This is a genomic window from Aeromicrobium stalagmiti, assembly GCF_013283745.1.
GTDB lineage: Bacteria > Actinomycetota > Actinomycetes > Propionibacteriales > Nocardioidaceae > Aeromicrobium > Aeromicrobium stalagmiti.
In genome coordinates this window covers 597,880-620,887 of the sequence record NZ_JABSTZ010000001.1, presented here as the reverse complement: position 1 = coordinate 620,887, position 23,008 = coordinate 597,880, and the positions used below count along the sequence as shown (strand labels likewise).

Genomic DNA, 23,008 nt, shown 5'->3' with positions numbered 1-23,008 from the left:
CTGAGTAACAACGACGCGGATGTGTCCCAGGTCACGCCAGGGGGCGCGCGGACCGCCCGAGGTCAGCTGCGCAGGCGCTGCAGCAGGCTCATCGCGTGATAGACGACGACGGCTGCGACGGTGCCGAGGGCGATGCCGGTGAAGGTCATGTCGCCCGCCGTCAGGGTGAGGTTGCCGATGCCCACCACGAGGGCGATCGCCGCGGGGTACTGGTTGATCGGCTGGGAGAAGTCGACGTGGTTGTCGATCCAGATCTTGACGCCGATCAGCCCGATCAGCCCGTAGAGCGCGACCGTCACGCCGCCGAGGACGCCGGCTGGGATCGTGTTGAGCAGGGCCCCGAACTTCGGTGACAGCCCGAGCAGCACCGCGACCACCGCCGCGACCCAGTAGGCCGCGGTGGAGAAGACGCGCGTCGCCGTCATGACGCCGATGTTCTCGCCGTACGTCGTGGTGGCCGAGCCTCCGCCGATGCCGGCGATCGTCGTGGCGAGCCCGTCGGCGAGCAGCGCCGGCCCGGTCTTCTGGTTGAGGGACGGGTCGTCGGTGAGGTGGGCGACGCTCCGCACGTGACCCACGTTCTCGGCGACGAGCACCAGCACGACGGGCAGGAACATCGGCACGACCGACCACGTGGCGCTGGGGGTCGTGAACTCCGGCCAGCCGACCCACGCCGCGTCGCCGACCAGGTCGAAGCTCAGCTGCCCACCGATGCCGGCGGCGGCATAGCCGACGACCACGCCGACGAGGATCGAGAGACGGGCGACGAGGCCGCGGAAGGCCACGGCCACGACGACGATCGTCGTGAGCGTGATCGTGGCGACCCAGGGGCCCGCCTGGAAGTTCGTGGTCGCGACGCCAGACAGGTTGAGGCCGATCAGCGCGACGATCGCGCCGGTCACGACCGGCGGCATCAGCGCCTCGATCCAGCCGGTGCCGGTGGCGGTCACGACGAGGCCGACCACAGCCAGGAGCACGCCGGTCACGACGAGGCCGAACAGCGCCGCGGCCATGTCGTCGGACTGCATCGAGGCCTGGATCGGCGCGATGAACGCGAACGAGGAGCCGAGATAGCTCGGCAGCCGGTTGCGGGTGATCAGCAGGAACAGCATCGTCCCGACGCCGGAGAAGAAGATCGTCGTCGTGGGCGGGAACCCGGTGAGCAGCGGCACGAGGAACGTCGCGCCGAACATCGCGACGACGTGCTGGCCGCCGAAGCCCACGGTCAGCGGCCACGAGAGCCGCTCCCCGGGACGGACGATGTCGCCCTCGTCGATGGTCTTGCCGTCTCCGTGCAGCGTCCAGCTCACGCGGTGTCCTCTCGTAGCCCGGGCCCAGTGCCGGTCACATCGTAGGCGGGGTGGGCCGGGTCAGTGGCGCAGGCGTCGCGTGATCTCCGCCGCGGTCTGGCGCACCGGCTCGACCAGGTCGCCGACGTCGCCGCGACTCTGCCAGGTCACGGCGACGGAGGCGTGGATCGTGCCGGCCTCGATCGGGGCGGCGACGGACGCGAACCCGGCGGTGACCTCGCCGTCCTCGGTCGCGTAGCCGCGCTGGCGGGTGGTGGCCAGCAGACGCCGCAGCTCGGTGGGCGAGCGCGGCCCCGACCCGGTGCGCGACGTGAACGACGCCTTGTCGGGATAGAGCGCCGTGACCTGGGGGCCCGGCAGCGACGCGAGGATCGCCCGCCCGGACGCCGTCAGGTGGGCAGGCAGGCGCACGCCGACGTCGGTCACCAGCGGCGGCCGACCGGGCGCCCGCTCCTCGATGACGTAGAGCACCTCGGTGCCGTGCAGCACGACCAGGTGGGCCGACTGGCCGACGCGGTCGACGAGCCGCGCCAGCGGCACCCGGGCGAGGCGGGCGAGCGGCTCCTGACGGGCGAAGCCGTGACCCACCTCCCAGGCGGCGATCCCCATGCCCCAGGTGCGGTCGTCGGGGTAGTGGACGACGAAGTCCTCGTCGGCCATCGCGGTGAGCAGGTGGTACGCCGACGAGCGAGGCAGCTCGAGCGCCTCGGCGATGCGCACCGCCGACACCGGCACCGGCTGCCCGGACAGGAAGCGCAGCACGCGGAGCGCCGCGGTCGCGGCGGGGACGGGGCGTGGCACGTCTCAGTGTCTCGTATCCGAGACGCATTCACCAGCAGGCCCGTAGCGGCGAACCCCGTCCGCGACGTCGAATGGAGGCATGGCAGCTGTGGTGGTGGGAACGGGCGCGATCGCCCCCGAGGACGTCGTGCGGGTCGCGCGGCACGGCGAGCGCGTCGAGCTGAGCCCCGACGCGCGGGACGCGATCAAGCAGGCCCGCGCGTGGGTCGACGACCTCGCGGCCTCCGACGTGCCGGTCTATGGCATCTCGACCGGCTTCGGAGCCCTCGCGACGCGGCACATCGAGCCCGCGCTGCGGACCCAGCTGCAGAAGAGCCTGATCCGCTCGCACGCCGCCGGCACGGGCCCGCGGGTCGAGGACGAGGTGGTGCGCGCACTGATGCTGCTGCGGCTGTCGACGCTCGCGAGCGGCCACACCGGGGTGCGGCTCGAGACCGCCGAGGCCTACGCCTCGATGCTCAACGCGGGCCTGACGCCGGTCGTGCGGGAGCACGGCAGCCTCGGCTGCTCCGGCGACCTGGCTCCGCTGGCGCACTGCGCGCTCGCCGTGATGGGCGAGGGCGAGGTGGACGACCGCGGTGTCGTGCGGCCCGCCGCCGAGGCGCTCGCCGATCACGGGCTGCGACCCGTCGTGCTGGCCGAGAAGGAGGGCCTCGCCCTGATCAACGGCACCGACGGGATGCTCGGCATGCTCGTCCTCGCGCTGCACGACCTGCGCCGGCTGCTCGACACGGCCGACCTCGCCGCGGCGATGAGCATCGAGGGCCTGCTGGGCACCGACCGCGTGCTCGCCGCCGACCTGCAGGCGCTGCGACCGCACCCGGGGCAGGCCGCGTCGGCCGCCCACATGGCGTCCCTGCTCGCCGGGTCGCCCATCGTGGCGAGCCACCGCGTCGGCGACGGCCGTGTGCAGGATGCCTACTCGCTGCGCTGCGCCCCGCAGGTGCACGGCGCCGTCCGTGACACGCTCGACCACGCCGCGACGGTCGCGGGCCGCGAGCTCAGCGCGGCGATCGACAACCCCTCGGTGCTCGGCGACGGTCGCATCGAGTCGCACGGCAACTTCCACGGGGCGCCGCTGGCGTACGTGCTCGACTTCCTCGCGATCCCGGTCGCCGACGTCGCCAGCATGAGCGAGCGCCGGACCGACCGGTTCCTCGACGCCGCCAGGAGCCAGGGCCTGCCGCCGTTCCTCGCCGACGACCCGGGCGTCGACTCGGGCCTGATGATCGCGCAGTACACGCAGGCGGCGATGGTGTCAGAGCTCAAGCGGCTGGCCGCCCCCGCGAGCGTCGACTCGATCCCGTCGAGCGCGATGCAGGAGGACCACGTGTCGATGGGATGGGCGGCGGCGCGCAAGCTGCGCACGTCCGTCGACCTGCTGACCCGGGTGCTCGCGATCGAGATCATGACGGCTGCCCGCGGCATCGACCTGCGCGCGCCGCTAGAGCCGTCGCCCGCGACCGGTGCCGCGATCACGGTGCTCCGCACGACCGTCGACGGGCCGGGGCCCGATCGCCACCTCTCACCCGACATCGAGGCCGCGACGGAGCTCGTCCGCTCCGGCGCCCTCCTCGCCGCTGCCCAAGGAGAACTGTCATGACCCGTCCGACCGTCCGCGCCGCCCGAGGCACGACCCTGACCGCGAGGTCGTGGCAGACCGAGGCGCCGCTGCGCATGCTGATGAACAACCTCGACCCCGAGGTGGCCGAGCGGCCCGACGACCTCGTCGTCTACGGCGGAACGGGCAAGGCGGCCCGCAGCTGGGAGGCGTACGACGCGATCGTCCGCACGCTCGAGACGCTCGCGGACGACGAGACGCTGCTGGTGCAGTCGGGCAAGCCGGTCGGCGTGTTCCGCACGCACGAGTGGGCTCCGCGGGTGCTGATCGCCAACTCCAACCTCGTCGGCGACTGGGCGACCTGGCCCGAGTTCCGCAAGCTGGAGGCCGAGGGCCTGACGATGTACGGCCAGATGACGGCCGGCTCGTGGATCTACATCGGCACGCAGGGCATCCTGCAGGGGACGTACGAGACCTTCGGGGCGGTCGCTCGCAAGCGGTTCGGCGGCACGCTCGCCGGGACGCTGACCCTCACGGGCGGCGCCGGCGGCATGGGCGGTGCCCAGCCCCTCGCCGTGACGATGAACGAGGGCGTCGCGCTGGTCGTCGACGTCGACGAGTCCCGCCTCGAGCGCCGCGTCAAGCACGGCTACCTCGACGAGTACTTCACCGATCTCGACGAGGCCGTCGAGCGCGCCGTCTCCGCCAAGGCCGAGCGCCGCGCGCTGTCGGTGGGGATCGTCGGCAACGCCGCGACGGTGTTCACCGAGCTGCTCGAGCGCGGCACGCCGATCGACATCGTGACCGACCAGACCAGCGCCCACGATCCCCTGAGCTATCTCCCCGAGGGCATCTCGGTCGCCGGCTGGAAGGCCGAGGCCGAGCGCGATCCCGAGGGGTTCACCGAGCGCGCCCGTGCGTCGATGACCCGGCAGGTGCGGGCCATGGTCGGGTTCATGGACGCCGGGGCCGAGGTCTTCGACTACGGCAACTCGATCCGCCAGGAGGCCCGTCTCGGCGGCTTTGATCGGGCGTTCGCCTTCCCGGGCTTCGTGCCGGCCTACATCCGTCCGTTGTTCTGCGAAGGCAAGGGCCCGTTCCGGTGGGCCGCGCTCTCGGGCGACCCGGCCGACATCGCGGCGACCGACCGGGCGATCCTCGAGCTGTTCCCGGACGACGAGCACCTGGCCCGCTGGATCACGCAGGCCCAGGAGAAGGTCCACTTCGAGGGCCTCCCGGCGCGGATCTGCTGGCTCGGCTACCAGGAGCGGCACCTCGCCGGGCTGAGGTTCAACGAGATGGTCGCCTCCGGCGAGCTCAGCGCCCCGGTCGTGATCGGTCGTGACCACCTCGACTCCGGCTCGGTGGCCTCGCCGTACCGGGAGACCGAGGCGATGGCCGACGGCTCCGACGCGATCGCCGACTGGCCGCTGCTCAACGCCCTGCTCAACACGGCGTCGGGAGCGACCTGGGTCTCGCTGCACCACGGTGGCGGTGTGGGCATCGGTCGGTCGATCCACGCCGGTCAGGTCATCGTCGCCGACGGCACCGCGCTCGCCGCGCAGAAGATCGAGCGGGTGCTCGTCAACGATCCCGGCACGGGCGTGATGCGGCACGTCGACGCCGGCTACGAGCGCGCCACCGAGGTCGCGCAGGAGCGGGGCCTCCGGGTGCCGATGGCGACGTGATGCTCGCCGACCTCGCCGGCATCGGCCGCGACCCGACGACGGGTGGCTACCGCCGACATGTCTGGAACGACGCCGACATGCTGCTGCGCGAGTGGTTCGTCGGCGAGGCAGCCGCTCGGGGCATGGACGTCGTCGAGGACGGCAACGGCAACCAGCTCGCCTGGTGGGGCTCGCCGGGCCCCGACGCGCTGCTGACCGGCTCGCACCTGGACTCGGTGCCCGACGGCGGGGCGTACGACGGACCGCTCGGCGTGGTGTCGTCGTTCGCCGCGATCGACCGGCTGCGGGCCGACGGCTTCACCCCGTCGAGGCCCGTGGTCGTCGGCAGCTTCGCCGACGAGGAGGGTGCACGCTTCGGCATCGCGTGCGCCGGGTCCCAGCTGGTCACCGGCGCGCTCGCGGCCGACCGCGCGCTGGCCCAGAAGGACCGTGACGGCCTGACGATGGCCGAGGTCATGGCCGCTCGGGGGCGCGACCCGCGGGCGGTGGGACGGGCCGACTGGCTGGGTGACATCGGCACGTTCGTCGAGCTGCACGTCGAGCAGGGGCGGTCGCTCGTGCACTCCGGTGCACCGGTCGGCGTCGCCACGGCGATCTGGCCGCACGGCCGGTGGCGACTCGACTTCTGCGGCGAGGCCAACCACGCGGGCGCGACGCTGATGCAGGACCGTCACGACCCCATGCAGGCGTATGCCGCCACGGTGCTGGCGTCGCGACGGCTGGCGACCGAGGCATCGGCGCGGGCCACGTTCGGACGCCTCGAGGTGGAGCCCGGTGGCACCAACGCGATCCCGTCCCGGGTCCGCGCCTGGCTCGACGCGCGGGCGTCCGACGACGAGTCGCTCGAGCACCTGGTCGAGCAGGTCGTGGCCGAGGCGCGGGCAGCGAGCGACCTCGACGGCACCTCGGTCGAGGTCACCGCGGAGTCGGTGAGCCCCGCCGTCGACTTCGACGTGCCGCTCCGCGACCGTCTCGCCGAGCTGCTCGACGCCCCCGTGCTGCCGACGGGAGCCGGTCACGACGCCGGGGTGCTCAGTGCCCACGTGCCGACCGCGATGCTGTTCGTCCGCAACCCGACCGGCGTCTCCCACTCGCCCGTCGAGCACGCCGACGACGGCGACTGCGAGGCCGGGGTCGTGGCGCTCGCCGCCGTGATGAGGGAGCTGGCCTCGTGACGACCGTCCCGGCGTTCGCCAGCTGCCACAGCCACGCCTTCCACCGTGCGCTGCGCGGGCGCGTGACCGGCGCTGACTCGTTCTGGAGCTGGCGTGACCGGATGTACGCCCTGGCCGGAGTGCTCGACCCCGACCTGATGTTCGAGCTCGCCGCCGCGACCTATGCCGAGATGCACCTGGCGGGCATCCGCAGCGTGGGGGAGTTCCACTACGTGCACCACGGTGCGGGCGGAGTGCCCTACGACGACCCCAACGCGATGGGCGAGGCGCTGATCGCGGCTGCCCGCGAGGCCGGTCTGGGCATCGCCCTGCTCGACACCTGCTACCTCGCCGCCGGGGTCGGACGCCCGCCCGAGGGGGTGCAGCGCCGCTTCAGCGACGGTGACGCGCAGGCGTGGGCGGGCCGTGTCGAGGCCTTGGCGCAGAAGCATGCGGGCGACGCCGACGTCGTGGTCGGCGCCGCGATCCACTCGGTGCGCGCCGTGCCCCGCGACCAGCTGTCGGTCGTCGCGTCGGCACTGCCGGACGCCCCGCTGCACGTCCACGTCTCCGAGCAGCCGGTCGAGAACCAGGCGTGCCTGGCCGCCACGGGGCTCACCCCTGTGGCCCTGCTCGGCGAGGCCGGCGTGTGGACCCCGCGCACGACCGCCGTCCATGCGACCCACCTGACGCCCGACGACATCGCGACGCTCGGCGCGGCGCGGGCGTACGTCTGCCTCTGCCCGACCACCGAGGCCGAGCTCGCCGACGGCATCGGCCCCTCCGTCGCGCTGCGCGAGGCCGGCGTCCGCCTGACGCTCGGGTCCGACAGCAACACCGTGATCGACCCGTTCGTCGAGGCCCGGGCCCTTGAGATGCACGAACGCCTGCGGTCGGGCCGTCGAGGCGCCTGGAGCGCCGACCAGCTGTGGGCCGCCGCGACCTCGACCGGTCACACGTCGCTCGGCCTGGCCGAGCCTGCACCGATCGAGCTTGCCCCGTCCGTGCGCACCGCGGGTGCCACCGAGGTGCTGTGGGCGGCGACGGCATCCGACGTCGTCCCCGAGCACGACCCCGCCGACGTCGCGGACCGTCTGGCGCGCGCCATCGACGTCTGCTGGAGCCGCACATGACGACGCTGCTGGTCACCAACATCGGTGAGCTCGTCACGTGGGACGTCGAGCGGCCGGTCCTCCGCGACGCCGCGATGGTCGTCGACGATGGCAGGGTCGCCTGGACGGGCCCCCGCGCCGCGGCGCCCGCGGCCGACACCGTGCGCGACGTTGGCGGCGCGGCCGTCATCCCCGGATTCGTCGACTCCCACTCCCACCTGGTCTTCGCGGGTGACCGGTCGGCCGAGTTCGAGGCGAGGATGAGCGGGCAGTCCTACGCCGCCGGAGGCATCCGCACCACGGTCGCGGCGACCCGGGCGGCCTCCGACGAGCAGCTCGCGGCGACCGTCCGGCGCCACGTCGCCGAGATGCGGGCGCAGGGCACGACGACCGTCGAGATCAAGAGCGGCTACGGGTTGACGGTGCGCGACGAGGCCCGGTCGCTGGAGATCGCCGGGGCCTTCACGGCCGAGACGACCTACCTCGGGGCCCACGTGGTGCCGGACGGGTCCGACATGGCGGCGTACGTCGACCTGGTCACGGGCGAGATGCTCCAGGCCTGCGCACCCCGCGCCCGGTGGATCGACGTGTTCTGCGAGGACGGGGCCTTCGGGGTCGACGAGGCCCGCACCGTGCTGACGGCGGGCATCGCCGCCGGCCTGCTGCCACGGATCCACGCCAACCAGCTCGGACCCGGCCCCGGCGTGCGGCTGGCCGTCGAGCTCGGGGCGGCCGCCGCCGACCACTGCACCCACCTCAGCGATGCCGACGTCGACGCGCTCGCGGGATCGACCACGGTCGCCGGTCTTCTCCCGGGCGTCGAGTTCTCGACCCGGCAGCCCTATCCCGACGCGCGACACCTCCTCGACGCCGGGGTGACGGTCTCGATCGCGACCGACTGCAACCCCGGCAGCTCCTACACCTCGTCGATGCCGTTCTGCATCGCCCTGGCCGTGCGCGAGATGGGGATGACCCCGCTCGAGGCGCTGCACGCCGCGACCATGGGCGGGGCCGCGTCGCTCCGGCGCGACGACGTCGGGCACCTGCGGGTCGGAGCGCGTGCCGACCACGTGGTGCTCGCCGCGCCGTCCGCGGTGCACCTGGCCTACCGGCCCGGCGTCCCGCTCGTCGCGGAGGTCGGCTGACCTGTCAGGCGGTCCCGTCGAGGTAGAACCACTGACCGCCCTCTCGGCTGAAGCGGCTGACCTCGCGCTGGGAGCCGTTGCCGGACGGGGCGCGGTAGAACGCCTCGAACTCGACGACCCCGCTCGTCTCGAACGGGCCGCCGTCCCGGGTGGTGAGGATGTCGAGGCGGTACCACCGGCGGTCGTCGTCGAGCTCGAGCGTCGAGGGGCGCGTCGTCGGGTGCCACGTGGCGAGCAGGTAGGCGGCATCGCCGACGGCGAAGGCGCTGAACCGCGAGCGCATGAGCTGCTCGGCGGTCTGCGCCGTGGCCTGCCCGGTCGAGAGCCCGGCGTGCAGGCGACCGCAGCACGCGTCGTACGGCAGGCCGCTCAGGCAGGGGCAGCGGGTCGGTGGCGAGGCGGTCGGGGACACCCGTCGATCATGCCGGACGACGACCTGGGAAAAAATCTCAGAAACTTTCGGACGATTGCGTTACTTCGTCCCACGAGCGTCGTTGATCCTTTCGAACCGGGCAACACTCCCTCCCGCCCGGTTGCGACGCTTCTCCTCGGAAAAGCAAAAAGTCCGGTCCGTGGCTCCCTCCCGACCGGGCTTTTCGCATTCCCGGGGGCGGTGGCGCCGGGGCCACTGGTCTCGGGGACGACGAGGGGGATGCACCCGCAGGTGCATCCCCCTCGTCGGCGCCGTGTCGGCGGGACTCGCCTAGGGCTTCGTCTCGTCGTCGGTGGACTTCTGCGTGCCACCCTCCTCGACCCACTCCTCGACGGCGTCCTCGTCGGTCGCCTGGTCGTGGTGGTCGACGTCGGGCACGGCAGCGGTCGCGGCCTCGGAGAGGTCTTCACCGCTGGGGTTGGCCCCGCTCAGCTCGGCGACGTCCTCCGAGACGGGATCAGCGGTGCTCTCGCCGTCCTCGACCGGGGTGACCTCAGCCGTGGTCTCCGCCTCCTCGGCCTCCTCCTCGCGGGCTTCCTCCTCGACCGGCTCGGACTCCTGGGCCGGCTCCGGCGCGGGGGCAGGCTCGTCGGTCGAGGGAGTCTCGGTCGAGGGAGTCTCGGTGGATGCCTCTTCGGTCGAGGAGGTCTCGGTCGAGGGGGCGTCGTCGGACGGCGTCAGGTCGGTGTTGACCGGCCCGACGTTGTCCCAGGCGGCCTGCTCCTTCTCCGACGCCTCTCGGTCGTCGGCGGGAGCGCCGTCGTCGGCGGGAGTGCCGTCACCGGCGCCGGACTCGTCGACCTCGATGTTGTGCTCGGCGGCGACTTCCTGGTCGTCGGTCTCCGGCTGATCGGTCTCGGGCTGCTGGGTCGCCTCGGCGGCCGGTCCGACGTCCTCGGTCTTGCTGATCGAGTCGGGGTTGGCCTCGTCCGCGGCCGTCGGCTCCGCCTCGGTGGCGGCGGCAGCCGTGGCTGCCTCGGCCTCGTCGACGACGGCCCGGGTGTCGTCCGCCGTGGGCTCGGGGGTCGGGGCGCGCTTGACGCCGGCGAGCAGCATCTGCGCGACGTCGATGACCTCGACCTCCTCGCGGGCCGAGCCCTCCGACTGCTTGAGCGTCAGACCGTCCGACAGCATGACCCGGCAGAACGGGCAGCCGACCGCGATCTGGTCAGCGCCGGTGGCGATGGCCTCCTCGGTGCGGTTGACGTTGATGCGCGAGCCGATGGTCTCCTCCATCCACATGCGGGCACCACCGGCGCCGCAGCAGAAGGACTTCTCGGAGTTGCGAGGCATCTCGGTGAACTCCGCGCCGGGGATGATGCTGAGCAGCTCGCGGGGCGCCTCGTAGACCTTGTTGTGACGGCCCAGGAAGCACGGGTCGTGGTAGGTGATCTTCTTCTTCTCCTCGCCCGGGACCGGGGGGAGCGGCTTGAGCTTGCCCTCGCGCACGAGCCGGTTGAGCAGCTGCGTGTGGTGGACGACCTCGAGCTCGACGCCGAACTCGGCGTACTCGTTCTTCAGCGAGTTGAAGCAGTGGGCGCAGGTCGAGACGACCTTCTTGACCTTGGTCTCCTTGAAGACCTCGGCGTTCTGCATCGCGAGCTGCGCGAAGACGATCTCGTTGCCGGCGCGGCGGGCGGGGTCGCCCGTGCAGGTCTCGCCGTCACCGAGGACGGCGAAGGTCACGCCGGCCATGTCGAGCAGCTCGGCGACGGCCTGGGTCGTCTTCTTGGCGCGGTCCTCGAAGGCACCGGCGCAGCCGACCCAGAAGAGCCACTCGACCTCGTCGAGGTCCTCGACCTCGACGCCGACCTGCTTGACCTCGAAGTCGAGGTCCTTGGCCCAGTCCATGCGGCCCGAGGGGTTCATGCCCCACGGGTTCCCCTTGCGCTCGAGGCCCTTGAAGATGTTGTTGAGCTCGGCCGGGAAGTTCGACTCGACGAGCACCTGGAAGCGGCGCATGTCGTCGATGTGGTCGACGTGCTCGATGTCGACGGGGCACTGCTGCACGCAGGCACCGCAGTTGGTGCACGACCAGAGGACGTCAGGATCGATGACGCCGTACATCGACTCGTCGCCGATCAGGGGGCGCTCGAGCTCGGCCTTCTGCTCGTCGGTCAGGTTGGCCTGCTCGGCCTCCGACAGCTCGAGGAGGGGCGCCTTGGCGTAGGCGTGCTCGCGCAGGCCCATGACCAGGAGCTTGGGTGACAGCGGCTTGTCGGTGGCCCACGCGGGGCACTGGCTCTGGCAGCGTCCGCACTCGGTGCAGGTGGAGAAGTCGAGGATGCCCTTCCAGGTGAAGTCCTCGACCTTGCCGACGCCGAGCTTCTCGAAGTCCTCCTCCTCGAGGTCCTCCATGGCCTCCAGGTCGAGCGGCTTGCCCTTGACGTAGATGGGCTGCAGGCCGCCGAGGGCCGTGCTGCCGTCGCTGTTGCGCTTGAACCAGATGTTGGGCCAGGCGATGAAGCGGTGCCAGGCGATGCCCATCGTCAGGTTGCGGGCGATGACCGCCAGCCAGACCATCGCGAGGGCGATCTTGAACATCGCGACGAAGAAGATGATGTTCTTCAGCGACTGCTCGCCGTCGGGGTAGAGCGCGTCACCGACGTAGGAGCTGAGCGGGAAGTGGAAGCGTCCACCGTTCTCGCCACCGTGGTGCAGCTCGATGAGCTTGTACTCGGCGCCGCGGACGAACAGGATCGCCGCACCCTCGAGCATCGCCATGGCCTCGACGAAGTAGGCCTGCCAGAACGTCGAGCCGAAGAAGCGGCTCTTCTTGCCCAGGCGACGCGGGTGGTTCCACTGACGGACCGCGATGAGATAGATGATGCCGATCGTGCTGAGCAGGCCGAGACCCTCGGCAGCCCACTCGTAGAGGAAGAAGTGACCGATCAGGGGCCACGCGAACTCGGGGTCGAACAGCTGGAAGTACGCCTGCAGGACAGCCGTGCTGAGCAGGATGAACGCGGCGTAGACGAACCAGTGCATGATGCCGACCCAGCGGCGCTGGAACATACGGGTGTGACCGAAGGTCTCGACCAGCATGTTGACCGTGCGCTGCACCGGGCGGTCGGTGCGGCCGATGACGGGTCGCCCGGACCGGATCACCTTCAGCATCTTCGACACGGCCTGCACGGTGAGCGGGATGGCCACTGCGGTGAGGGCGAGGGAGACGACTATCGCGACGATCTGCATGGGGGCCCCTTCGGCTGGGAAGACCGTGACATCATCGCTGACATTAACCCGTCAGTAACCTCGACGCAGAGTAAGGCTTGCCAAAGCCCGGGTGGTGCGCCGCAGGTCACACGGTGTGCGAACCCCGTTCGCCGCGCACCGGGACCAGCGGGATCGCGAGGAGCGGGCAGAGCGCGACGGCCGCGAACGCGACGCCATAGCTGTGCCCGGAGATGATCGCGCCGATGACCGGCGGCACCGCGGCCGACACGATGTACTGGCCCGTGTTCTGCAGCCCCATGGCCCGCCCGGACCAGTAGGGACCGCCGATCTCGGCGACCGACGTGAACGCCAGTCCGTTGTCGGCGACGGTCACCGCCGTGGCGATGATGATGAGCGCGATGCCCAGGGGCGTTCCGGACAGCAGGCCGAGGGCCAGCATCGTGGCGGCTGCGGCGATCGCCACGATGCGCATCGGGCCGAGGCGGCTGCCGACCCGGTCGGACCACCACCCTGCGCCGATGCGGCCGCTGGCGCCGAGCACCTGGGTGACCGCGACGAGGACGCTCGCGCTGAACGTCGACCAGCCCTTGTCGTCGATGAGCCACACCAGCATGTAGGTCCAGACCGTGAACTGCGGCACCACGAGCAGCGCGGACGCCAGGTGGATGCGGGTCAGCCGGTGGTCACGGCGGTAGGGGTTGGCGAGCTGGCCGCGATCGGCCGCCTCGGCGCGGGTCGGCCGTGGCGGGTCGACGATGAGCCAGGCGGAGAGGACGGTGGCCGCGGCGCAGATCGCGGCCGTCACCAGCAGCGTGGTGCGCAGGCCGTCGGCGCGCACCAGGTTGGGCACGAGCAGGGCGGCGATGCCGACGCCGAGCGGCAGCGCAGTCTGGCGGATCCCCATCGCGGTGCCGCGCCGGTGGACGGGGAACCAGCCGACCACGACCCGTCCGCTGGCGGAGTTGGCGGATCCTGCGCCGATGCCGCCGACGACGAACCAGACGCCCAGGGCGACGAGCGAGGAGCTGAACGCGGCGCCGGTCGCGCCGACCGTCACGATCGCCAGGCCGGCGGCCATCGTGGCGCGCTCCCCGATGCGGTCGACGACCAGGCCCCAGAGCACGAGCGTCGCCATGACGCCCACGAACGGTGCCGCCGCGATCACCCCGGCCTCCGGCAGGCTCAGGCCGCGCTCGAGGTGCAGGTAGGGGATCAGGAACGGTGCGCCGTTGACGAAGACCGTGCCGGCCACCTGGCCGAGCATCGAGACCACGAGCATGACCCAGCGGTTGGGGGTTGCTGTCACGGCGTCGGTCATAGTGTCCACATCCTGATACGAATCGTCTCAGATGTCAGGATACTCCCGCTGTGTCCCGTCCGTTCCGGGGGTCAGAGGTACTTCTTCATCCCGACGTGGCTCGCGGTGAAGCCGAGCCGCTCGTAGAAGGCGTGGGCCCGGGTGCGGGACGCGTTGCTGGTCAGCTGCATGCGGGCCGCGCCGCGATGGCGGGCATCGGCCTCGACGTGGGCCATCAGCTCGGCGCCGATGCCGAGGCCCCGCAGGTCGGCGGCGGTGCGCACGGCCTCGACCTGGCAGTAGAGCCCGCCGTCGGCCGAGAGCATCCGCATCCAGGTGACCTGCGCCGTGCACACCACGCGACCGTCGAGCTCGCCCACGAGCAGGTCCTGGTGCGCATCGGCGACGATCTCGGCGATCGCGGCCCGTTGTCGGTCGGTCACCCCGGCGGGCTCGTCGAAGTAGTGCATCGAGTCCTCAGCCGTCAGCCCGAGGATCGCCTCGAGGTCGTCGGCCGTGGCCTGCCTGATGGCGAGCCCGGTCACTGCGGCAGCGCGCCCATGTGGGCGAGGGCCTCCTTGAGCAGCGATCCGCGACCGCCCTCCATGTCGGCGAGCAGGTCGGGGCTTGCGGCCTCGGCCGGCGTGAGCCAGGTGAGCTCGAGGGCGTCCTGGCGCGGGTTGCAGTCGCCGGTCACGGGCACGATGTACGCCAGCGCGACCGCGTGCTGGCGCGGGTCGTACAGCGGGCTGACACCGGGCAGCGGGAAGTACTCGGCCACCGAGAACGGCACCGTCGTCGCCGGAAGCTGCGGGAACGCGGTCGGGCCGAGGTCCTTCTCGAGGTTGCGCAGGAGCGCCTCGCGCACCGACTCGCCGTGCAGCACCCGTCCGGAGACGAGGGTCCGGGTCATGACGCCGGTCGTGGACGAGCCCCGCAGCAGCACGCCGATCGACTCGACGTGGCCGAGCGGGTCGATCCGCACGGGCACGGCCTCGACGTACAGGATCGGCACCCGGGCCCGCGTCTCGTCGAGGGCGAAGTCGGGGAGCCAGCCGGGATTGGGGTCAGGAGTGCGCACGGACATGGCCACATTCTGTCCTACGGGCCCACGCCCTACGCTCGACCCGACAGGGGGTCACATGATTCATCACGTCCAGCTGGCATGTCCTGCCGGCACCGAGGATGATCTGCGCGCGTTCTTCGTCGGAGTTCTCGGCTTCGAGGAGATCGCCAAGCCGCCCGTGCTCGCCGCCCGCGGAGGGTGCTGGTTCCGCGGCCACGACATCGAGATCCACGTGGGTGTCGAGGCCGATTTCAGCCCGGCGCTCAAGGCCCATCCGGGCTTCCTGGTGCACGACCTCGACGCCTGGGCCGATCGCCTGCGCGCCGCCGGTCATCGGGTCGAGCCCGACGACGACTTCCCGGGGATGCGCCGCTTCTACAGCGCCGACCCGAACGGCAACCGGCTGGAGTTCCTCGAGCCGAGGTGAGGGGTGCTGCCCGGCGACCGGTCAGCACCCCTCGTGGCTCAGGCGAGCAGGTGACTCAGTCGAACTTGCCGGCGTGGTTGTCGATGATGCCGTGGTCGGGCGACACCCAGCGGTTCGGGTTGTCGTACGGATCCTCCATCACGTCGTCGACGTGGTTGGGGTTGTCGCCGGCGACGTTGATGTAGCGATCCTTGGCCGCGAACAGGTGGGAGATCTCGTGGCGAGCGATCTGCCACTCCTTGACCTGGTTGGTGCGCAGGATGACGGTGTGGTCGCCGTCGAGGTAGGCGCAGCCACCGAACGATCCCTGGCCGAGGAAGCCGACGACGATGTCCTTGCTGTTGTTGCCGACCTTGCCGGTCATGTCGCCGAGCAGGGCGCACTCGTCGTCGCCGAGCGAGTCGTTGCTGGTGTAGCCGACGTACTCCTTCACGACCACGTTGATGCCGAACTCGGCCTGCATGCGGTCGTCAGCCTTCTCCAGGATGGTGTTGGCGACGCTCTTCCACTTCGTGCCGAGCTGGTTGCGCCACTCCTCGTCGGCTGCCACCCGGACCGTCACCCGGTGCTGTCCGGCGCCCGCACGCGGCGTGATGCCGCCGGGAAGCGACTCGTTGTCGACGCCCTCGGGGATCGAGGAGTCCTCGGTCCCGTCGTCCGGCTGCGGGTTGGTCGGCACCGGTGCCGGCGAGCCGGTCACGGGCGTCGGTGCGGGGCTGGCGCTGCTGGCCGTCGCGGTCGGCATGGCCGCCAGTGCGGCGAGCGCGACCAGCGCTGCCGCGGAGAGGATGGGTGTGGTCGTCCTGCGGATCTTCATGGTGCCCCCGATAGGCGAGAGATGGATATTTCGCCGGAACGCTAGCAGCGCATCGGGGCCCGCAGACAGACCCGCCGGCACGTGGCCGAAGAATTCATCCCCGACCAGGTGCGAGCATGGGCACGTGATCAACGGTGGCGTCTCGTTCTGGTGGGACCAGGTCGGCGTGCCGGTGCCGCGCCCGGGCCTCGACGGTGACCTCGACTGCGACGTCTGCATCGTCGGCGGCGGGCTCACGGGGCTCTGGACGGCGTACACGCTGGCAGCCCTCGACCCGGGTCTCGACATCGTCGTGCTCGAGGCACAGTTCGCCGGCTTCGGTGCTTCCGGGCGCAACGGCGGCTGGCTCTCGGCCGAGCTGTCGGGCAGCAAGGAGAGGTACGGCGCGACCCACGGCCGCGACGGCGTCCTCGCGCTCGTGCGGGCGATGGAGCAGGCCGTCGACGACGTCATCGACGTGTGCCGCGACGAGGGCATCGACGCCGACATCGTCAAGAACGGTGTTCTCTACGTCGCCCGGTCGCCGGCGCAGCTCGTGCGGCTGCGCGAGGGCCTCGCGTCGGACGCGCACTGGGGCATCGGCGAGGAGCATCAGGTCGAGCTGGGCACTGCGGAGCTGGCCGAGCGCCTGCACGTCGACCACGCGGTCGGGGCGACGTTCAGCCCCCACTGCGCCCGGGTGCACCCGGCCAGGCTGGTCGCGGGCATCGCGGCGGCGGCCGAGCGCCGGGGCGTGCGCATCCTCGAGCGGACGCGCGCGACCCGGATCGACGCCGGGGTCGTGACGACGGACCGCGGCAGGGTGCGGGCGCCGAGCATCCTGCGCTGCCTCGAGGGCTACACCGCCGGCCTCCGCGGCCAGCGCCGCACCTGGCTGCCGATGAACTCGGCGATGATCGTCACCGAGCCGCTGCCGGACTCCGTCTGGAGCGAGATCGGCTGGTCGGGCGCCGAGCTGCTCGGCGACAACGCCAACGCCTACTGCTACGCCCAGCGCACCGCCGACGGCCGGATCGCCCTCGGCGGCCGGGGCATTCCCTATCGCTTCGGGTCACGGACCGACGTCGAGGGCCAGACCCAGGAGTGGACGGTCGAGTCACTCACCGGCATCCTCCACGACCTGTTCCCCGCGACCCGGCAGGCAGCGGTCGCCCACGCCTGGTGCGGCGTGCTCGGGGTGCCGCGCGACTGGTGCGCCAGCGTGTCGTACGACCCGTCCTCCGGGCTCGGCTGGGCCGGCGGCTACGTCGGCAGCGGCCTGACGACGACGCACCTCGCCGGCCGCACCCTGGCCGACCTCGTGCTCGGCCGCGACACGGACCTCACCGCACTGCCGTGGGTCAACCGTGACGTGCGTCGGTGGGAGCCAGAGCCGCTGCGGTGGCTCGGGGTCCGCGCGATGTACGGGCTCTACCGCGAGGCCGACCGGCGCGAGGACAAGGGGCTCGACCGGCCGAGCCGACTCGCGCGCATCGGCGACCGTCTCACCGGACGCTGACGGACGTCCGAGGAATCTTGGTTGATCCGCGCCGGGGCGGACAAACCCAGATTCTCCTGTCCGCCGGGGAGGAGTAGTCTCGACGCACACGACAGGGGAGCGCCTGAGCAGAGGGCGCTGAGAGTGCGGATCAGCCGCAGACCCTTGAACCTGCACCGGTTAGTACCGGCGAAGGGAGTCACGATGAGTTCTGCAACCACGTCCAAGCCCGGGTTCGACGTGCGATATCGCACGATCGACCTGGTCACCATCTCCACCCTGGCGGTCACCCTCGGTGTCACGTTCTGGGCATGGGGCAAGGCCTATGCGGGGCTGAGCGGCCTCGCGGTGTTCAGCTATCCGCCCAGTGCGGGCCTGCTCGGCGGGCCCTGGCTGCTCGCCGGAGTCATCGGCGGCCTGATCATCCGCAAGCCCGGTGCTGCGCTGGTCACCGAGATCGCCGCTGCGGCCGTCTCGGGCCTCGTGCCCGGTGGCACCGAGTGGGGGATGAGCGTCATCACCTCCGGCTTCTGGCAGGGTCTCGGCGCCGAGCTCGTCGTCGCGGTGCTGCTCTACCGCCGGTTCACGCTGCCGGTGGCCGTCGCTGCCGGTGCCGTGGCCGGCGCGGTCGAGTCGGTCTACGAGTGGGGTGCCTACTACCAAGGCGTCTTCTCCACCGGCGACAAGCTCGCCCACCTCGGCTTCTTCGCCCTCTCCGGCGGCATCGTCGCGGGCCTCGGCGGGTGGGCGCTCGTGCAGGCGCTGGCCCGTGCCGGGGTGCTCGACGCGTTCCCGGTCGGACGCGAGCAGGCCGCCGAGGTCTAGGTGACGTCAGCCGGTGAGGTCCGCCTTCGCGGCTTCACGTGGCGTCCGCTCGGCCGCCGGCTGCCCGTCGTCTCCGGGCTCGATCTCACGATCGGGCCCGGAGAGCGGGTGCTGCTGGCCGGACCGAGCGGTGCCGGCAAGTCGACGGTGCTGCACGCCCTCGTGGGCGCCCTCGGCACGACCCTGTCGGGCGAGCTGAGTGGCGAGGTCGTCGTCGGAGGCAGGGTCGGGCTGGTGCCGCAGCAGCCGGGCGACTCCGTCGTCGCCGAGCGCATCGGCCGCGACGTCGCGTTCGGCCCCGAGAACGTGGGCCTCGATCGCGACGAGATCTGGCGACGCGTCGACCGCTCGCTCGAGGCGGTCGGGCTCCGCCAAGGACGGGACCACCCGACGGCAGCGCTGTCGGGTGGCGAGCTGCAACGGCTGTCCCTCGCGGGGGTCCTCGCGCTCGAGCCCGACGTCGTGCTGCTCGACGAGCCGACCTCGATGCTCGACGAGGACCATGCCGCATCGGTGCGCGAGGCCGTCGCCCGCAACGTCGCCGACAGCGGCGCGACGCTCGTCGTCGTCGAGCACCACCTCGGTCCGTGGCTCGACCTGGTCGACCGGGTCGTCGTGCTGGACGCCGACGGACAGGTCGTGGCCGACGTCGACCCCGTCACGTTCGCACGCGACCACACCACCCCCCTCGGTGACCTCGGTGTCTGGATGCCGGGCCTTCCGGCGCCACAGCCACTGGCGATGGACCCTGAGCTCGTCCGACCCGAGCGAGTGCTGCCGGAGCTCTCGGCGGTCGACCTCGACGTCGTCCTGCGGGCACGCTCGCTGCGGGGCACGATCGAGACCAGGGCGCTTCACGGCGTCGACGCGCGCATCCGGCCCGGTCAGGTCACGGCGCTCACCGGGCCGAGCGGTGCCGGCAAGTCGACCCTGCTCGCGGCGTTCGGAGGGCTGCTCGGCCCGACGACCGGCCGCATCGAGGGCGTCGAGCCGCCGTTGCGCCGTCGACGCTCCGCGGCGCTCGCGGCCGACGTCGGCTGGGTGCCGCAGGTCCCCGAGCACGGATTCGTCGCCGGCACGGTGCGCGAGGAGGTCGCCGTGACGGCGGGGCGCATCGGGCGCGAGGTCGACGTCGACGCCCTGCTGGCGCACCTCGGCCTGGACGCGCTGGCCGGCGCGCACCCGTACAGGCTCTCCGGTGGCGAGCAGCGCCGACTCTCGCTGCTCACGGCCGTCGCCCATCGGCCCGGTCTTCTGCTCCTCGACGAGCCGACGGTCGGTCAGGACCGGCGAACGTGGGCTGCTGTCGCGGGCCTCGCCACCGCGGCAGCCTCGGCCGGCGCCGTCGTGGCGACCTCGACCCACGACCGTGACCTCGTGGCCCTGGCCGACGAGGTCGTCGCGCTCGAGGCGGGGGTGCGCCGATGAGGCAGCTCGTCGTCCGGCTCAACCCGTTGGTGCTGGTGTCGTTCGGCTTCGCCTCGCTGCTCGGGTCGTTCGCGATCCGTGATCTGCCGTCAGCGGTCGCCGGGGTCGTCGCCTATGCCGTCGCGGCGGTGATCTTCCTGCCGTCGTGGCGCTATCCGTTGGCCTGCCTCGCACTCTGCGGCGTCTCGGCGGGGCTCGTGGCCTACTCGGCATGGCGTCTGGGCAACTCCGACCACGCCCCCGTCGCGGCGATGCGGATCCTGGTGCTCGCGTGGCCGGGTGCGGTGGCGGTGGGGTTCGTCGACCCGTCCCGCCTCGGTGACTACGTCGCGCAGGGACTGCGGGTCCCGGCGCGGTTCGTCGCATCCTTCGTGGCGGTGCTGCAGCGGGTCACGTCGATGACGACGACCTGGCAGCAGGTCGACCGGACCCGCCGGGCCCGCGGTCTCGGCCCCGGTCGCAACCCGGTCGCCGTCGTCGGGCACGCCGGCAGCATGACGTTCGCGATGCTCGCCTCGTCCCTGCGCGGGGCGAGCCGCATGTCGATCGCGATGGACGCGCGCGGCTTCGCGACGGCCCAGCGCCGCACGTGGGCCGAGCCTGCTCCGTGGAGCCGGCTGGATGTCGTCGGGCTGGCTGTCTCGGTGGCCCTCGGCGCCGTCCCGGTCGTCGCCCGGCTCCTGACCTGACCGCGTGCCGCACAGGGGACGAGGCGCGCGCGGTCTGGTCAGACGGGTCCGGGACGGCGTAGGGTGCGAACTAAGCAAGCGCTTAGTCCCACCGTCGTCATCCCAGTGAGGTCCCTTCATGCCCCGTGTGTTCGAGAGTCTCGAAGCGTTCAAGGCCGCCGCCGGCGAGCAGCTCGGCACCAGCGAGTGGGTGACCATCACCCAGGAGCAGATCAACACGTTCGCCGACGCGACCGGCGACCACCAGTGGATCCACGTCGATCCCGAGCGCGCCGCGACCGGACCCTTCGGCGGGACGATCGCCCACGGCTACCTGACGCTGTCGCTGCTGCCGGCCTTCGCCAGCCAGATCTACGACATCCAGGGGCTTGCCTTCGGCATGAACTACGGCGCCAACAAGGTGCGCTTCCCGAGCCCCGTCCCGGTCGACTCGCGCCTGCGCGCCACGGCCACCCTGGTCGAGACCAAGGACATCGCGATCGGCACGCAGGGCATCGTCAGCTTCGTCATCGAGCGCGAAGGTGCCGACAAGCCGGTCTGCATCGCCGAGGTCGTCTACGTCATGGCCGGTGCCTGAGATGCACTTCGACTTCGACGACAAGACCAAGGACCTCCTCGCCACGATCACCGCGTTCATGGACGCCGAGATCTATCCGGCCGAGCCGATCCTGCGGCAGCAGGTCGAGGAGAGCGTCGCGCTCGACCGCTGGTCGTTCCCGCCGATCGTCCAGGAGATCCGGGCCAAGGCCAAGGCCCAGGGACTGTGGAACTTCTTCGACCCGAGCGAGCACGGTGCAGGTCTGACCAACCTGCAGTACGCGCCGATCGCCGAGCTCACCGGCCGCAGCATCCAGATGGCGCCGGCGGCCTTCAACTGTGCGGCGCCCGACACCGGCAACATGGAGGTGCTCGGCATGTTCGGCACCGACGAGCAGAAGAAGAAGTGGCTCGAGCCGCTGCTCGCCGGTGACATCCGCTCCGCCTTCGCGATGACCGAGCCGCAGGTCGCGTCGTCGGACGCCACCAACGTCGAGCTCAGCATCGTCCGCGACGGCGACGACTACGTCATCAACGGTCGCAAGTGGTGGATCACGGGCGCGATGAACCCCGACTGCAAGATCTTCATCGTCATGGGCAAGACCGACCCGACCGCCGCACGCCACCGCCAGCAGAGCCAGATCCTCGTCGAGCGGGACACCCCCGGACTCGAGATCGTCCGCGGCATGCACGTCTTCGGCTACCACGACCGCGACCACGGCGGCCACGCCGAGATGCGGTTCACCGACGTCCGTGTGCCGGCGAGCAACATCATCGGCGGGGAGGGCGAGGGGTTCGCGATCGCCCAGGCGCGCCTCGGGCCGGGCCGCATCCACCACTGCATGCGCTCCCTCGGCATCGCCGAGCGCGCGATCGAGATGATGAGCAAGCGTGCCTCCGAGCGCATCGCGTTCGGCAAGCCGATCGCCGAGCAGGGCGTCGTGCGTGACTGGATCGCCGAGTCGCGCGTCCGGGTCGAGCAGCTGCGCCTGCTGGTCCTCAAGACCGCGTGGCTCATGGACACCGTCGGCAACCGCGGCGCCCACTCGGAGATCCAGGCCATCAAGATCGCCACCCCCGCGACCGTCGAGTGGATCCTCGACAAGGCCATCCAGGTGCACGGCGCCGGCGGCCTGTCGCAGGACTTCCCGCTCGCCGAGTGGTTCGCCGGCATGCGCACGCTGCGCTTCGCCGACGGGCCGGACGAGGTGCACAAGAACGCCCTCGCCAAGGCCGAGATCAAGAAGTGGGCCTGACCTGATGGTCGACCTGTCATCGGCGTCCGCGGTCGTCACCGGTGCTGCGAGCGGCATCGGTGAGGCACTCGCCCAGCGCCTGCTCGAGAAGGGGGCGTCGGTCGTCATCGGCGACCTCGACGCCGCCCGCCTCGAGACGGCCGCAGCGCGGCTCGACATCGACCACCCCGGGCGGGTGTCGCACGTGGCCGGCGACGCGGCCGATCCCGACCACGTGGCTGCGCTCGTCGCCGCCGCCGGCGAGGTCGACGTGTTCTTCGCCAACGCCGGCGTGTTCAAGGGCTTCGGCCTCGACGCGACCGACGCCGAGTGGGCACTGTCGTGGGACGTCAACGTGCGGTCGCACGTGCTGGCGGCCCGCGCCCTCGTGCCCGGCTGGCTGGAGCGCGGCGAGGGCTGCTTCGTCAGCACCGCCTCGGCCGCCGGCCTGCTCACGCAGCTGGGATCTCCGACGTACTCCACGACCAAGCACGCGGCGGTCGGCTTCGCGGAGTGGCTGGCCGCGACGTACGGCGACCGCGGCCTGCAGGTCGTCTGCGCGTGCCCCATGGGCGTGCAGACCGACATGCTGGCTGCCGGCACCTCGAGCGACGACGCCGACGCGACCCTCGGCATGAAGTCGGTGGTCACGGCGGGCGAGCCGCTCACCCCCCTGGCGGTCGCCGACACGGTGCTCGACGCCGTCGAGGCGGGTCGCTTCTTCGCCCTGCCGCACCCCGAGGTCGGCATGATGTATGCCCGCAAGGCGGCCGACACCGATCACTGGATCACCGGCATGCAGCGGTTCCGCACCAGCCTGGAGTGACGG

The 23,008-nt window shown here is 71.7% G+C and carries 21 protein-coding genes and 1 riboswitch; of the genes, 13 read left to right on the top strand and 8 right to left on the bottom strand.

Features of this window, described 5'->3' with window-relative positions; genetic code table 11:
- Window positions 1-62: 62 nt before the first annotated feature.
- Window positions 63-1,310: a uracil-xanthine permease family protein gene (locus HQK15_RS02990; RefSeq protein ID WP_367649040.1), complete on the bottom strand. Its 1,248-nt coding sequence runs from the start codon at window positions 1,308-1,310 to the stop codon at window positions 63-65.
- A 60-nt stretch (window positions 1,311-1,370) separates the two neighbouring features.
- Window positions 1,371-2,111 (bottom strand): IclR family transcriptional regulator, encoded by a 741-nt coding sequence (locus tag HQK15_RS02985; RefSeq protein WP_173489934.1) that lies wholly within the window; start codon window positions 2,109-2,111, stop codon window positions 1,371-1,373.
- A gap of 79 nt (window positions 2,112-2,190) precedes the next feature.
- Here HQK15_RS02985 and hutH point away from each other — a divergent pair, with 79 nt between their 5' ends.
- From hutH to hutI, 5 genes are read left to right on the top strand one after another with little or no spacing between them, the layout of a single operon-like run.
- A complete protein-coding gene (hutH, locus tag HQK15_RS02980) occupies window positions 2,191-3,714 on the top strand; it encodes a histidine ammonia-lyase (RefSeq protein WP_173489933.1) in 1,524 nt (507 codons plus the stop codon).
- Window positions 3,711-5,360 carry a urocanate hydratase gene (gene hutU / locus HQK15_RS02975; protein ID WP_173489932.1) on the top strand — a complete coding sequence of 550 codons (1,650 nt, stop codon included), beginning with the start codon at window positions 3,711-3,713 and terminating at the stop codon, window positions 5,358-5,360. Before hutH ends, hutU begins: the two co-directional genes overlap by 4 nt.
- Window positions 5,360-6,535, top strand: coding sequence for an allantoate amidohydrolase (locus tag HQK15_RS02970; protein ID WP_173491058.1), 1,176 nt, complete (start codon window positions 5,360-5,362; stop codon window positions 6,533-6,535). The genes hutU and HQK15_RS02970 overlap by 1 nt, the downstream gene beginning before the upstream one ends.
- The gene (locus tag HQK15_RS02965; protein ID WP_367649039.1) at window positions 6,532-7,647 is read left to right on the top strand and encodes a formimidoylglutamate deiminase; all 1,116 of its coding nucleotides are present in this window, start codon (window positions 6,532-6,534) and stop codon (window positions 7,645-7,647) included. The genes HQK15_RS02970 and HQK15_RS02965 overlap by 4 nt, the downstream gene beginning before the upstream one ends.
- Entirely contained in the window at window positions 7,644-8,771 is a 1,128-nt protein-coding gene (hutI, locus tag HQK15_RS02960) for an imidazolonepropionase (RefSeq protein ID WP_173489931.1), read from the top strand. The genes HQK15_RS02965 and hutI overlap by 4 nt, the downstream gene beginning before the upstream one ends.
- A gap of 4 nt (window positions 8,772-8,775) precedes the next feature.
- Here the strand turns inward: hutI and HQK15_RS02955 are convergent, their stop codons facing one another.
- The 5 genes from HQK15_RS02955 to HQK15_RS02935 all read right to left on the bottom strand — a co-directional run bounded on the left by HQK15_RS02955 (window position 8,776) and on the right by HQK15_RS02935 (window position 14,765).
- The gene (locus HQK15_RS02955; RefSeq protein ID WP_173489930.1) at window positions 8,776-9,183 is read right to left on the bottom strand and encodes a YchJ family protein; all 408 of its coding nucleotides are present in this window, start codon (window positions 9,181-9,183) and stop codon (window positions 8,776-8,778) included.
- Window positions 9,184-9,474: 291 nt separating this feature from the next.
- Entirely contained in the window at window positions 9,475-12,399 is a 2,925-nt protein-coding gene (locus tag HQK15_RS02950; protein ID WP_173489929.1) for a heterodisulfide reductase-related iron-sulfur binding cluster, read from the bottom strand.
- Between the two features lie 106 nt (window positions 12,400-12,505).
- A complete protein-coding gene (locus HQK15_RS02945; protein WP_173489928.1) occupies window positions 12,506-13,699 on the bottom strand; it encodes an MFS transporter in 1,194 nt (397 codons plus the stop codon).
- Window positions 13,700-13,770: 71 nt separating this feature from the next.
- Entirely contained in the window at window positions 13,771-14,223 is a 453-nt protein-coding gene (locus HQK15_RS02940; protein ID WP_173489927.1) for a GNAT family N-acetyltransferase, read from the bottom strand.
- Window positions 14,220-14,765, bottom strand: a complete 546-nt coding sequence (locus HQK15_RS02935; protein WP_173489926.1) for an NUDIX hydrolase family protein — start codon at window positions 14,763-14,765, stop codon at window positions 14,220-14,222. Before HQK15_RS02935 ends, HQK15_RS02940 begins: the two co-directional genes overlap by 4 nt.
- A 55-nt stretch (window positions 14,766-14,820) precedes the next feature.
- On the opposite strand from HQK15_RS02935, the gene HQK15_RS02930 reads away from it, so the two are divergent.
- Window positions 14,821-15,171, top strand: coding sequence for a VOC family protein (locus tag HQK15_RS02930; RefSeq protein WP_173489925.1), 351 nt, complete (start codon window positions 14,821-14,823; stop codon window positions 15,169-15,171).
- A gap of 55 nt (window positions 15,172-15,226) precedes the next feature.
- Here the strand turns inward: HQK15_RS02930 and HQK15_RS02925 are convergent, their stop codons facing one another.
- Window positions 15,227-15,988: a M12 family metallo-peptidase gene (locus tag HQK15_RS02925; RefSeq protein ID WP_173489924.1), complete on the bottom strand. Its 762-nt coding sequence runs from the start codon at window positions 15,986-15,988 to the stop codon at window positions 15,227-15,229.
- A gap of 124 nt (window positions 15,989-16,112) precedes the next feature.
- On the opposite strand from HQK15_RS02925, the gene HQK15_RS02920 reads away from it, so the two are divergent.
- From HQK15_RS02920 to HQK15_RS02890, 7 genes are all read left to right on the top strand, one after another.
- Window positions 16,113-17,486: an NAD(P)/FAD-dependent oxidoreductase gene (locus HQK15_RS02920; protein WP_367649038.1), complete on the top strand. Its 1,374-nt coding sequence runs from the start codon at window positions 16,113-16,115 to the stop codon at window positions 17,484-17,486.
- Between the two features lie 83 nt (window positions 17,487-17,569).
- Window positions 17,570-17,680: riboswitch (TPP riboswitch) on the top strand.
- Window positions 17,670-18,290, top strand: coding sequence for an ECF transporter S component (locus HQK15_RS02915; protein ID WP_173489923.1), 621 nt, complete (start codon window positions 17,670-17,672; stop codon window positions 18,288-18,290). Its footprint overlaps the riboswitch before it by 11 nt.
- Window positions 18,291-19,718, top strand: coding sequence for an ABC transporter ATP-binding protein (locus HQK15_RS02910; protein ID WP_173489922.1), 1,428 nt, complete (start codon window positions 18,291-18,293; stop codon window positions 19,716-19,718). It begins immediately after the preceding gene.
- Window positions 19,715-20,407, top strand: coding sequence for an energy-coupling factor transporter transmembrane component T family protein (locus HQK15_RS02905; protein ID WP_173489921.1), 693 nt, complete (start codon window positions 19,715-19,717; stop codon window positions 20,405-20,407). The genes HQK15_RS02910 and HQK15_RS02905 overlap by 4 nt, the downstream gene beginning before the upstream one ends.
- Before the next feature lie 118 nt (window positions 20,408-20,525).
- The gene (locus tag HQK15_RS02900) at window positions 20,526-20,984 is read left to right on the top strand and encodes a MaoC family dehydratase (RefSeq protein ID WP_173489920.1); all 459 of its coding nucleotides are present in this window, start codon (window positions 20,526-20,528) and stop codon (window positions 20,982-20,984) included.
- A gap of 1 nt (window position 20,985) precedes the next feature.
- Window positions 20,986-22,200: an acyl-CoA dehydrogenase family protein gene (locus HQK15_RS02895; RefSeq protein ID WP_173491056.1), complete on the top strand. Its 1,215-nt coding sequence runs from the start codon at window positions 20,986-20,988 to the stop codon at window positions 22,198-22,200.
- Between the two features lie 4 nt (window positions 22,201-22,204).
- Entirely contained in the window at window positions 22,205-23,005 is an 801-nt protein-coding gene (locus HQK15_RS02890) for an SDR family oxidoreductase (protein ID WP_173489919.1), read from the top strand.
- Window positions 23,006-23,008 lie beyond the last annotated feature (3 nt).